The sequence below is a fragment of the Desulfobacter hydrogenophilus genome (assembly GCF_004319545.1).
GTDB lineage: Bacteria > Desulfobacterota > Desulfobacteria > Desulfobacterales > Desulfobacteraceae > Desulfobacter > Desulfobacter hydrogenophilus.
In genome coordinates this window covers 2,709,957-2,722,368 of the sequence record NZ_CP036313.1, presented here as the reverse complement: position 1 = coordinate 2,722,368, position 12,412 = coordinate 2,709,957, and the positions used below count along the sequence as shown (strand labels likewise).

At 47.2% G+C, this 12,412-nt stretch carries 13 protein-coding genes and 1 tRNA gene; 1 reads left to right on the top strand and 13 read right to left on the bottom strand.

From position 1 onward, the window contains the following. Positions 1 to 24 precede the first annotated feature (24 nt). The 4 genes from EYB58_RS12085 to EYB58_RS12070 all read right to left on the bottom strand — a co-directional run bounded on the left by EYB58_RS12085 (position 25) and on the right by EYB58_RS12070 (position 1,578). Complete coding sequence (locus EYB58_RS12085; RefSeq protein ID WP_111958228.1) at positions 25 to 594, bottom strand: plasmid pRiA4b ORF-3 family protein; 570 nt, start codon at positions 592 to 594, stop codon at positions 25 to 27. A 110-nt stretch (positions 595 to 704) separates the two neighbouring features. Beyond that, positions 705 to 887, bottom strand: coding sequence for a YheU family protein (locus EYB58_RS12080; RefSeq protein WP_111958230.1), 183 nt, complete (start codon positions 885 to 887; stop codon positions 705 to 707). Between the two features lie 4 nt (positions 888 to 891). Continuing rightward, positions 892 to 1,392, bottom strand: a complete 501-nt coding sequence (locus tag EYB58_RS12075) for a hypothetical protein (RefSeq protein ID WP_111958232.1) — start codon at positions 1,390 to 1,392, stop codon at positions 892 to 894. Between the two features lie 110 nt (positions 1,393 to 1,502). Then, positions 1,503 to 1,578, bottom strand: a tRNA-Lys gene (locus tag EYB58_RS12070). A gap of 258 nt (positions 1,579 to 1,836) precedes the next feature. Here EYB58_RS12070 and EYB58_RS12065 point away from each other — a divergent pair. Beyond that, positions 1,837 to 2,622 (top strand): SMP-30/gluconolactonase/LRE family protein, encoded by a 786-nt coding sequence (locus EYB58_RS12065; RefSeq protein ID WP_111958234.1) that lies wholly within the window; start codon positions 1,837 to 1,839, stop codon positions 2,620 to 2,622. Positions 2,623 to 2,670: 48 nt separating this feature from the next. Here EYB58_RS12065 and EYB58_RS12060 read toward each other — a convergent pair whose 3' ends face one another. The 9 genes from EYB58_RS12060 to EYB58_RS12020 all read right to left on the bottom strand — a co-directional run bounded on the left by EYB58_RS12060 (position 2,671) and on the right by EYB58_RS12020 (position 12,229). Next, a complete protein-coding gene (locus EYB58_RS12060; RefSeq protein WP_111958236.1) occupies positions 2,671 to 3,414 on the bottom strand; it encodes a 4Fe-4S binding protein in 744 nt (247 codons plus the stop codon). Continuing rightward, positions 3,407 to 4,261 (bottom strand): substrate-binding domain-containing protein, encoded by an 855-nt coding sequence (locus EYB58_RS12055; RefSeq protein ID WP_111958238.1) that lies wholly within the window; start codon positions 4,259 to 4,261, stop codon positions 3,407 to 3,409. Before EYB58_RS12055 ends, EYB58_RS12060 begins: the two co-directional genes overlap by 8 nt. A gap of 589 nt (positions 4,262 to 4,850) precedes the next feature. Then, positions 4,851 to 5,033, bottom strand: coding sequence for a hypothetical protein (locus tag EYB58_RS12050; protein ID WP_111958240.1), 183 nt, complete (start codon positions 5,031 to 5,033; stop codon positions 4,851 to 4,853). 15 nt (positions 5,034 to 5,048) lie between these two features. Then, on the bottom strand, positions 5,049 to 5,318 hold the full coding sequence (locus EYB58_RS12045; RefSeq protein WP_242637657.1) for a co-chaperone GroES: 270 nt from the start codon (positions 5,316 to 5,318) through the stop codon (positions 5,049 to 5,051). Between the two features lie 381 nt (positions 5,319 to 5,699). After that, entirely contained in the window at positions 5,700 to 6,644 is a 945-nt protein-coding gene (locus EYB58_RS12040) for a glycoside hydrolase family 130 protein (protein ID WP_207309040.1), read from the bottom strand. Continuing rightward, a complete protein-coding gene (locus EYB58_RS12035; protein WP_111958242.1) occupies positions 6,607 to 7,983 on the bottom strand; it encodes a glycosyltransferase in 1,377 nt (458 codons plus the stop codon). The genes EYB58_RS12040 and EYB58_RS12035 overlap by 38 nt, the downstream gene beginning before the upstream one ends. 3 nt (positions 7,984 to 7,986) lie before the next feature. Then, positions 7,987 to 8,985 (bottom strand): glycoside hydrolase family 130 protein, encoded by a 999-nt coding sequence (locus EYB58_RS12030; RefSeq protein ID WP_207309039.1) that lies wholly within the window; start codon positions 8,983 to 8,985, stop codon positions 7,987 to 7,989. A gap of 21 nt (positions 8,986 to 9,006) precedes the next feature. Further along, positions 9,007 to 10,233, bottom strand: coding sequence for a glycosyltransferase (locus tag EYB58_RS12025; protein ID WP_163354459.1), 1,227 nt, complete (start codon positions 10,231 to 10,233; stop codon positions 9,007 to 9,009). Further along, on the bottom strand, positions 10,223 to 12,229 hold the full coding sequence (locus EYB58_RS12020) for a glycosyltransferase family 4 protein (RefSeq protein ID WP_278186206.1): 2,007 nt from the start codon (positions 12,227 to 12,229) through the stop codon (positions 10,223 to 10,225). Before EYB58_RS12020 ends, EYB58_RS12025 begins: the two co-directional genes overlap by 11 nt. Between the last annotated feature and the right edge of the window lie 183 nt (positions 12,230 to 12,412).

The following is a 12,412-nucleotide window of genomic DNA, read 5'->3' as shown; positions in this document are numbered from 1 at the left end:
TTGGCTACCCATAATGAAGAATGGCTAAAATTTAAGATCATTAAGTTTTTTGTTAATAAAGTTCATGTTAAATTCATCAGGATCAAATTCCCCTCCAACCCATTCCATCATTTCCTCATGCTCTTCATGTTTCGGATCTTGAATTGCAGCCAAAAAATCGGAGTACCCCCAAATACCACCGCAGTCCTCTGGAGGACATGCTTTTTTTCCCTTAATAACCACAGGCGATTCAGAAGAATCCAAAGGAAGAATTTTCTCAAGAACGATTTTATGCTCCCAACCATCACCAAAATCATATTCATAAATAAAATTGTCTTTTACATTGGACATAATGTCCTGTAAGTAAACCATCCTCTCATCGGTTACATCAAAATCAGTATCCTTGTCTGGAATTCCAATATATGATCTTCCAACTCTATATTGATGCAAATGGTAATTAAACCATCCCATTGCTACCTGCAAGACAGAATGCAATTGATCTAAACGGATATTGTCTTTAACGATCAATCTTCTCCATATTGGGGGTTTGCTTCCAACCAAAGTAACTTTGATTTGGTACAATGATTTTGAATCTCTATTATTTTTTCTCACCATAGCCATGGCCTCCATATCAAGTTATTATGTAATTTTTTTTCTGTTACAGTCCCAGATTGTAATGTTATCCCGCTATAAAAATGGGATATAGAATAGTATCCCAATATCAGTCAATCAACTGGATGTAAATATGAAACTCGAACACGTCGAGAAAAACGAAAGTGTCCATTTATGGTATACAGGGGGATCTCCACTTCACCATAGCCCGTGCCATCCCTGGTTACAAATTGTTCAATGACGCCATGCAATGCCTCGGTGCTCAGTTGCTCATAGGGAATTTTTACTGCGGTCATTTGGTCAACTCCAAAGTTCCATGAGCGGACCGGCTTTCCCGTAAACTGGATCATACTCAGGCCGGTCAATATTTTGAATGTTCTGGTCTGCATTAGGCCGTTCTCCGGGCTTGCCGTATTTCATGTCTGGAACCTGGCCGATGGGATATGCGCCAACCACGTTGAAATCCGGGGACTGGTCAATGTTCTTATGGGCAACACCAGCAGGGATAATAACAACATCACCAACTTCAACGATGACAGTTTTACCGTCCGGGCCGCCGAGTTGCGCCTTCACCCATCCAGAATAAATCCCCAGTACTTCATGAGCAGTGCTGTGATAATGGTGAAAACCAAACAGACCGTTACGCCAGGAACTCACCCAATTGTTTTCATGGAAGACTTTCTCAATGGTGGAGGGGGAGATCGGTTCCATCGATTGGATGGCCTGTTTCAACAAGACCAAGGGGAGAATGTTATTGGGATAGGTTCCGTCATCTTTAAATACATATGATGTTTTGTTCATGACAAACTCCCCTTTGGTATCAGATTATTATTGTGTGTAATTTTACATAGAAAGCTCTTAAAACGCAAAAAAGCTTTCAACGAAAAACGCTGAAAGCCTAGTTGTTATGATGGTGGGCCATCACCGGGTCGAACGGTGGACCTACTGATTAAGAGTCAGTTGCTCTGCCAATTGAGCTAATGGCCCATCAAATTAAAGCCGGATATTATCCAAGGCTGCCGTTATTGTCAATGATTTTTTTGATCATGTACCTTAATGGGGATAAAACCGTATATGACATAAAAAAAGACTCACCAGAAGGGGGATGTCCCGTTGCGATCCCCCAGGGGCGGCATTTCAATACTCAAGACATCCAGTCTGTAATACAGATTCTCTCTGAAGTTACCCATCCTGATTCATCACTCAAAAAAATCTCTTAAAACATATTGAAAAAGGAGCCATCAAATGAAAAGCATTGCACGCTTAATTCTCACAATATTGCTTTTTGGGATCTGTGCCTGTGCCGCCCAGGGGAACAAGATGGAGAGCCAAACAGGGAATCAGCCGAGACTGACCAAATTATGGGAAACGCCCAAAGGACTTGAGGTTCCTGAATCAGTGCTCTACGATGAAAATCACCAGATCGTTTATGTCTCCAATATCAGCGGCAAATCCACCCTGAAGAACAACAAGGGATTCATTGCCAAAGTCGGAATAGATGGATCCATCAAAACCCTTAACTGGGTGACGGGACTGAACGCTCCCAAAGGCATGGGCATCTTTGGTGACATGCTTTACGTGACGGATATTGACCAGGTTCACAAGATTTCGATTCCAACCGGGACCATTATCAAAACCTGGAATGTTCAGGGGGCTAAATTTTTAAATGATATTGCAATTGATACCCATGGCAATGTTTTCATAACCGACATGGTAACCCAGACCATTCATTCCATAAAACAAGGGCGACTGGATTCCTTCCTGATTCTGGACTATCCTAAAACCAACGGGCTTTTCATTGAGGGAACCACTCTTAAGGTGGGAACGGCGCAAGGTATCGTAACCTTTGATGTTCATAACAAATCTGCCACCCTGGAAATTGCCCATCAAGGCGGTATCGACGGCATCAAGCCATTGGGTAATGGCCGGTACATTGTAAGTGACTGGAAAGGAAAAATACAAATAATTAAAAAGGATACCCCGGCGTTGGTTCTTATGGATAACTCTGATCAAAAAAATAATACAGCATAAATATCGCCCGTTTCCTAGGACTACAGCCCGGGCAACCAGGGCGGACCATCAGGTTGAACGGATCCTGGACCGCCACTCCACGGCATCTAATTTACAGGTATCTAAGCAATCACCGCATTGCACACAATTGCTCTCGGAGGGTCGTGTTTCCATGGCACACATCTTGAGGCATCGATCGCAGGATGTGCACTTTTCATTCGTTATAAACCGAAACAGGGAAAATCGTGACAGCAGCTCCAAAGCCCCGCCTGTAGGGCAAAAAAACCGGCACCAAAACATAGGAATAAATATACTGAGTCCCAAAGCGATCAAAATGGCCATTGTTTTATAAATCCAGATGGGATCGGCATGTTCAAAGGTCAGGCCTACGGATTTAAAAAATTCACCGGTCCGTATAGGGATGGCCCAGCGGGGATTGTTGGCCACGAAAAAAAGATACAGGGAAAGGGCCAGGACGATGTACTTCCCGACGCTAAAAAGGTTCGATGCAATCCTGTTGATTTTATTTTTAAAAAATGCGCCCATGGACAGAATCTCAGAAACCAGGCCGCCAGGACAGATCCATCCGCAAAAGACACGACCGAACAAAACAGCGGAAAGCCCCATCAGTATCCATCCCCACATCCACAGATTTCGCCCCGGGCATTGGATCACCGGGCAGTTACCGCACCCAATGTAAGGCACGGCAAAGGGGCAGCGAAAAATGCCGTAAAAAGACCATTCACCAATGATTCCTAAAGAGACCAATTGTACCAGACGCCGTTTCCAGTTGCCAAACCACTGCTTATACATCCATCACCCCATATTTTCTGGTCAGTCGTTGACCTTCTTCTGTCTGGGCAGGGATAAATCCCGCCCGGTGGAACCAGACCTGTCCCTTGTCCGACAAAATAAAATCCACAAAGGCTTCTGCAAGCGCCCTGTTTTTGGCCCATTTCATTACACCAATGGTAAAAGGAACAGGTGCCGGAGGGATAAAGGCCTCGGGTATGGGCAGGGTATCCAACTTGCCCCTAAACTGGGGCAGATGGATGATACGCTTTTCAATTACGGCGGCATCCGCTTTCCCCGTGACCAGATCGGTGACGGCTGTCTGAACGCAGTCTCCCACGAACACGGCATTGGCTCTTGCCTTGTCTTCAACCCCAGCTTTTTTTAAAATGATCATGCTGGCCTTGCCGCCTGGAGGAGAGGCCTCCGGCGCCAGGATGGTTTTGACACCACTTTTTCCCATATCCTTAATGGATTCTATTCCGGCAGGATTTCCCTTGGGGGTAGCCACCACATATTGTGTAAAGCACAGGGGCTTAAACCAGAGCATCTTACCCTGGGCCTTTAGTTTTTTGGCCAGTTCCAGAACCCGCGGGCCAAAAACCTCGGTCCTGGCACTCCCGGTCAACAGCGATTTTCCCAGAGCACCGGCAAAGGCGCCGGTATAAGCGATGGAGGCTTTGGTGAGTTTTTCAAATTCATGGTTTGCCGGTTGAAAGGCCTCGGCAAGGCCGCCGCAGGACCAGACTTGAAGGGATTCTTGGGCATAGGTTTGCGAAAACCCCGGTGACGCGGCAGCCAGCCCCGCTCCCAATGCAAGCCCCCCTGTTTTTAAAAATCTACGGCGACTTAATCCGTTCTTTTCCATTTATACGACTCCTTTCCGGGTATCCCCCGAGCATCGGCCCTGTATTGCTTGCCAAGCACCGTGCAAGATCATTTTTCCAAACAGTCGTACACCAGCTTGACTGCAAAACTGAATCATAGCAATTAACAACAGGATCTGTTGGGTAATATAAGAACGACACTTTTTCCAATATTAAATGGCAATCAACAACAGCAGTGCCATTGTAATTTTATATAACAGCTACGGGCTGACTTAGTCTATCAATACCGAGGCTCAATCCACAACAAAGCATAAAAATAATTCAGTAACTTATTGGAACTTTAATATAAAAAAACAAAAAGAGCGCATTGTCAAAATTTGACAGACACGGAGGTTCAGTTCTGTATGGGCAAATAAAAGCGGACAATGAATATGTGTTCCCTGGCAGGGACGGTAAAAAACGGACTAATCCCAGAAGTCCATAAACAAAATCAAAGTAACCGCCGGGCTGCCAAAGGAAACCAGGCCCCTACATTCTTTACGACACCCCTTTTCAAGCTTGAAAATCAGTTCCGGTGAAATTGATCTATAGACACTGCAAAGGCTAACCGCCCATAAAACCTTTGCCATGCTACAGCGGTATGCCCATTTGGCAGCCAAACGGGTAAAGCAAGGCGGAAGCGGGAATGTCATTGAAAACGCAATGAGGCCCAACCATGTCCTCGGAAACCACCTGCCCGCCGGTTAGAACCGCAATGTCCTCAAGCATGGCCTCGCGGGCCGTTGATCCGTAGGTAATTATTTTTGCTGGCATGGTGTTTTCCTCCTTTTACTTCAAAATTCCTAAAATATCGTCCTCACGCATAAAAATGTGTTCTTCGCCATCAATTTTAATTTCGGTGCCGGCATACTTACCGAACAAGATGCGATCCCCTTCTTTTACTTCCAGGGCCATACGGTCGCCGTCATTATTCCATTCGCCGGGTCCGACAGCAACGACCCGACCCTCCTGGGGTTTTTCCTTGGCGGTATCGGGGATAATAATCCCTCCGTCTGTCTTTTCCTCTTCTGGAATATGACGCTCGCCTGATATGGAAATGCTTTTCGCCGTTGCCCGGATATCCAAATCCTCGGCGTTTGCACCAGGGATTGAAGCTCTTAGAATATAGCGTTCACGGAGCTCAGAAAGGTTGAGCAATGGCACATCTGTCGAAGCCATTTCTGTTTTCCGCATAGACGGCATCTATTCGTCAAGCATACGGTCCACCCCCTGCAAAAATCGTTCAATCTCGGCAGAAGACCCTGGAACGCCAAAGTCCCATGCCGGAGTATTAATAAAATTTTTTGTCAACATGAAACTTACCTCCTAAAATTTATTAATGAATTGTATATTAAACCATTGACACCGCACGTCGACCATCAAGGGGGAATTCTTATCCCAGAAACCGTTAGCGCTTCAGTAAACATTACTACCCTATCTTCATATGGCAGGACGGGGGGTGGAGAGACATAACTCCACCAGATCATCAATCAATGCGGTACCCAAACATATGACCGAGTCTGCACCACCCCAATAGATTCTTACGATTCCATCCTCTTCAGCCACCGCGCCGCAGCAGAAAACCACATTGTGAACATAGCCGCTGATCTCCCAAAAATCTTCGGGTTGGAGTATCCAACCATCGGCCACTCCCAGTACCCTTGACGGGTCCTGAATATCGTGGAGCGCAACGCCAAGCCGATAAACGGCACCATCCATGGTTTTAAAGACACCGTGAAAGATGTTCAGCCATCCTTTTTTTGTCTTGATGGGCGTTGCACCCGGTCCAACTTTCATTTCATCCCAGTGATAGGCCATTGGCTTGATGACAACCTTGGCATCCCCCCAATGCACCAAATCCGGTGAATAGGAAATCCAAATAGACCAGGGCGAAATTTCAGAATGGGGCCGATCAAGCCGGGCATAGCGGCCGTTTATTTTTTCAGGAAAAATGACCACGTTGCGGTAATCCGCTTGGGTGATTAGAGAAATTCGTTCCAAGCGTTCAAAATCCACAGTTTTGGCCAAAGCCACCCGCACTCCATGCTGGGAATAGACCGAGTAGGTGATCCAATATCCATCTTCCATGGGACAGATCCTCGGATCTTCTACGCCATAGGCCTCGTAAACGGAAAACGGTTCGGTTTTGGCCGGTGTGATGAACGGTTCAGGCCTGACCACAAAACGCACACCGTCCCTGCTTTCCGCTATTCCGATGATTGAGCGGCCGTTGCGTAAGTGAGACCTGAATAACATAATATAATTGTTGTTGTGCTTGACCACTCCGGCGTTGTGAACGGTTTCCACTGGGTAAGGCACATCATATTTTGTAAGTATTGGATTTTTTTCATAACGCTGAATGATCAAACTGTCTGATCCTGCCATAATCATCCTCCGATCTTTCAATATCATCTTCACCCAAATAGTCTCCGGTCTGTACCTCAATGAATACAAGATTCTCCGATCCAGAATTCTCGACGCGATGCCATGTTTCCACCGGCAGATCAAATGCCTGACCGGAGACCCTCTCAATTTTTTTACCGTTTTTTGTTACTGTTGCGGTACCGCTGATAATATACCAATGCTCGGAACGTCTGAAGTGACGCTGATAGCTTAAGCGCTGTCCAGGGTACACAGTAATTCGTTTGACCTTGAGACCGGGTTGATCAGTTAAAACCTCATAAAAACCCCAGGGCCTGTGGTCTTCACGCTGGGTCTGTTCAACGATACTTTTATAAACCCGGATATAATCGGAAACCATGCGATCTACACTGAAATGCGATTTGATACGTTGACGGCATTTACGACGGTCAATATCTTTGACATTTTTTAAGGTTCGGATCATCTCATCAATATCGGTCGTCAGAAATCCCGTCTCACCGTGAACGACAAGTTCAGGCATGCTTCCTCTTGAAAAAGCCACGACTGGTGTGCCGCACGCCATGGCTTCCGCGACAGAAAGGCCGAACGGTTCATCAAACCTAATGGGATGGAGCAGGGCATAAGCACCTCCCAGAAGTATGTTACGCTTTTTAGGGCCAACACTGCCCACATAGATGATGCGGCTGTTATCCAAATGGGGTTTAACCTTTTTGTCAAAATAGCCCTTATCCTGTATAATGCCTGCAATCACAAGATCCATGCCGGTTCGACGGGCAACCTCAATGCATTCGGCAGTGCCTTTATCCGGATGAATACGACCGAAAAAAAGCAAATACTTCCCATGATCGGACCTAAAGAAAAACTTCTCAAAGTCGATACCGTGATGGATAGTGGCTGTGTAGTCAAGCTCCGGTGATTTGTCTGCCTCGCTGATGGCAATATAAAAGCACTTGCCGTTGTATTTCTTGTATACCGGTAGGATTTCGGGCGATGAAAATCCGTGGATGGTGGTCAACACCGGTGTTGACGTCATTCTGGAATACGTCAACGGCAAGTAGTCAAAATGGTTGTGGATCAAGTCAAAAGCGTTCCCGTTTTCAAATACCTCGGAAATGTGGAGACATTCCCATACTTTGGGAAGCATTCTATTATTTTCCTCATATCCTTGAGGGCATACGCTCTGCAGTCGGGCCCGGGTTCGCGAATCTCCGGTAGCGAACAGTGTAACATCAATACCCCGGGCCACAAGACCCTCAGTCAGAAGTGAAACCACGCTCTCCCACGGACCGTAGTGGTTCGGTGGCGTACGCCAGGCAATGGGTGACAACATTGCAATTTTCATAATCTACCCCCAACGTCTTTTTTCCTGTTGCTTGTGTTGTTTAAGCCAGTCGAGCAGTTCCGAAATTCGCGCCGTGGCCAGAGCGATGCATTTGTCCGCGCAGCCGTAATACAGACGGATATCATCTCCTTGAGCAACCCAGCCGCAGGGGAAAACCACTTTATCCACGTCGCCAATAATTTCATAAGGATCTTCCGGTGAAAAGACCCATTCGTCTCCCCTGGCTATCAGGCGGGTCGGGTCCTGTAAATCCAAAAGCGCCAAGCCCAGTCTATAAATACATCCGCCGGCCGTATTGCGGACACCGTGATAGAGGACCAGCCAGCCTTTTTCAGTTCGAAGCGGTGGCGGTGAAAGACCGACCTTGTTGGCGTCCCACCAGCCGCCCTTACGGGCAGGCAGGATAATTTGATGATCTCCCCAGTGCTTCATATCCGGGCTGAAGGATATCCAGATGTGTGCGCCAACGCCGGGGATGCCAGGTACAGGTCGGTGGATCATGGCCCAACGTCCATTGAATTTTATAGGCAAAAGGGCGGCATCTTTATCTTCCGGGGGCATAACGACCCCCTTACGTTCAAAATTCTTAAAATCCTGAGTAGTCGCCAGTGAGACCAATGGACCACCTTTTGAATAGGCAGTGTAAAGCACCACCCAGAGATCCAGTTCATCTATTCGAGAAAGCCTGGGATCTTCAATGCCCCAAATCTCTTCAGGGTGATTTTTCGGGTCCGCCAGTAAGGTCGGCCGGGAATCGATCCGCCAATTGGTCATACCGTCCCGACTGCGAGCAACCGTTAAGTGGGATAGCCCTCGGCGGTCTTCCACACGCATGAGCAGCAAAGTGTCATTACCGCATTGCGTTGCGGCTGCATTGAAAACAGCATTGGCCTGGTATGGAAGATCCTTTACCTGGATGATGGGATTGGCACCGTTCCTTATAAAAAGTTCCTTGAGTTTAACACTGCTCATTTCTTCCTCTTCTCTAGCCAACGGATTCATTTTATGTTTCCCTATTAAAAGTCAAAATTCCAAATCCAAAACAACCGGCTGGCCAGTATAAGCCGTCTTGCGAGCCAATTTGTAGGCTTCATTGTACTGCCGCGCCACCACTTCCCAACACACTACATTATCGAGGTATCGCTTCAAGTTCTCCCCCAATTGGAAACGCAGTTGTTGGTCACAAGCCAGGCTTATAACCTTATTTTTCAGCATCTCTTTATTTGTAAAAAGTAATCCGCCTTCACTTTCCAATGTCTGGGCGGTCAGGCCCTCCATGGGTGCTGTGGTAATAAAAGGTTTGTTTAGGGCGATGATACGCGCCAATGTTCCTGACTGAGTTTCATCGGTCGATGGCAGTACGATGAAGTTACAGATGGCCATCATTTTATAATAGTCGTCCCCGCGTGGAACAAACTCATGGTAATTGGCCAGCCCTTTACCAGACAATACCTGGATATCCGATTTCCAATCCTCATAATCCTGTCGGTGCTTCAAGTCTCGCATGGCACCAGCAGCCAACAGGCTCCACTCCTGCCCGGTACGCTTTTTTATCTCATTGTGGATTTCTTCCCACATGGATAACAGGATGTCCCAGCGTTTATTGGATTGAATCCAGCCGATCATACCCACCACATTTTCAGCCAACCCGATCTTATCCAAGTCAAATTCCTTGCGCAGCGCAGGTATTTCGTGCATCCCCCAGCGCTTGTCCGACCTTGCCCCGTGCGGCACTACCATGATGTTCCTCGGGGTTACCCACTCCCGGCTCTGGAAATTCCAATCTATCCGCCATTTCTGGTAATGGCATTTGAACAACACCAAATGGCTGCGTTGGGTCAGCTTATATATGAAATCCGCTTCAAAATCCCTGAGCCGTCCATGAACCGTATGGGGTTCAACCACGTTAGGTATATTTCCAATGGCCTCCAGCAGATCAAGAAATCCGTCATTACCATCACCTACGCCTCGTGGGTCGTGATATTCATAAAGGCCGTACTCATGTTCAAAATGCACAACGTACGGGTCCAGTTTTTCTATTTTTTTGGCCACGGGCCACCACCAATCACGCCGGGTCATATCGATAAGGGGAAATACACCCTCTCCTTGGCCGTCAGTGTGACTGATCACCAATACTTCTCGATTCGGATTGGCCTTTTGGATAAACTCCCTGGCTTCTTCACAAAAAGTGGCAATACCGCATAAACGTGGCGGATAGGAACTAACCATCACAATGGGCTTAATTGACATGAGCAACGGTCTCCTCATATTCCATAAATGCTTTCTCTGATTGATTCTCCACAGAAATCTGGCGGCTGCGCATTCGGTTGAGGTGGAGCATGGACAAAAAGCAGACCAAAGTTGACTCAGCGCCCTGATTACGGTTAGGCCCATCCATATTAAGCCCGTCGCAGCAGCCGCCGGTTTTATGATTGTACAAAGGTGCGTTTAAATCGTTACGCCCTAAAAACCATTCCATGCAGCATTGGGCGTGTGAGATCCAACTCAATTCGTTGGTAGTCTCATATGCCTCACGACATGCTTCGATCATATCCAGCGCTTCAATGGGCTGCTGGTCGAATCGTGCCTTGACCCCATCGCGGGAATACCAGCCGTTATTGCCAATTGGAACAAAATGGCCTTTAGGGTCAGTCTGCACCTTTATAAGCCAATTCAGGCTTCGGAGTCCGGCTTGAAGCATTTCATCACGATTCAAGCATCTGCCGGAAAGAATCAGGGCTTGGGCAATTTTGCCGTTGGCGTAGGTGAGCCGATCCTCAATCCACGGCCATTCATCAGAAGCATTTTGCCTGTATTTATCGAAAAGCCGATCTGCCAAAATCTCCCGAACGCGTCGGACCTCGGTGTCGCCACTGTACCGAACTAAATACGCGTGAATGCCTGCCAAAGCAAAGGACCAGGTTCTAGGAGAAGTAAATGTTGTTATGGCAGGCAGCGCCTTTTCAAAGATTATTCGGGCCGCATCCCGAATGTCTGTCTCTTCCACCAAATTTACTGCTTCACCCAATCCCCAGACAGCCCGTCCGTGGCTGTCTTCAGAACCAACCTCTTCCAGCCAGCTGCGGTCATATCCCATAAAATTCCTAAACCTCCCGGTCTCCTCGTTAAATGCGTGGTGCAAAAAACTGATGTAGGTGCAGGCGAGATTGGTGACAACATCACTGTTGACAATCATTTCTTGGGCCATCAGAACGGCGATCAATGCTCTGGCATTGTCGTCCGTACAATAACCGTGATATCGGTCAGGAACGATGTATTTGGCGTGCTGCAGGATACCGACATTATCTGACAGACGAATGATGTGATCCAACTTCAGCTGGGGTAACTCACGGGGTATTTCATTAATGGTCTTGGCCCGAAATATCGGCCTGGGGGAGCGTGCCCGTTCTACTTTCACATCGTCGAACAACCCGATATACCTGCGAGCCACCTCTTTCCAGATCATCTTCCGGCAGAAGGTATATGCCCGCTTTCGCATGACATGCCGCGCCACTTCATTGTTTAAAAGATCAATAACCTGCTCGGCCATAGCGGCCGGATCTTTAAAAGGCACCAGCCTTCCCCGACCGTCTGCAAGCATCTCTTCCGCATACCAATAGGGGGTGGAAATGGTTGCTTTTCCGCTGCCCAGGGCATAAGCCAGTGTACCGGATACGACCTGCTCCTTATTCAGGTAGGGAGTCACATAAATGTCCGCCGCACCAAGGAATTCACATAACTCTTTAAAATCGACAAATCGATTATAAAAAATCAGGTGCTCACTGACCCCAAGATCCCTGGCTCGGCGCTGCAGGGACAGACGGTAAGACTCGCCCTGGTCCTTTTTAACATGGGGATGAGTTGCACCCAAAACAATGTAAACAACCTCGGGGTGGTGTTCAACGATAGAGGGAAGGGCATCAATCATGGTTTCAATTCCCTTCCCAGGGGATAGCAGACCAAATGTCAGAATGACCTTTCGGCCCTCAACCCCGTACTGATCCTTATAAAAATTTGGGTCAACAAAGGGTACATCAGGGATACCATGATGTATCACGGCAATTTTATCTTCTGACACATCATACACGTCATTAACTATCTGTTTTGCCTGTTGGCTCATTACTACCACTCTATCGGAAAGCTGGGAGATGCGTCTGACAACAGAAAACTGACCGTCCGAAGGTGACTGAAGAACAGTGTGCAAAGTTGTCACAACAGGCATACGCAAATTTCTTAGCAGATCCAATACATAAACACCGTCTGGTAAGATTCAAAAAGTGTAACGCGTACCCCGCAGTTTCATGACGAAATAATGTAACGGGCAGATATCCCGCCGCTATATCCCGCCAATCAAATAAAAAATCATACCCCGCCTATCCCGCCGATAGACCTCGCCGCTGCTTCTTTCAAAATTTGGTACATATAATCT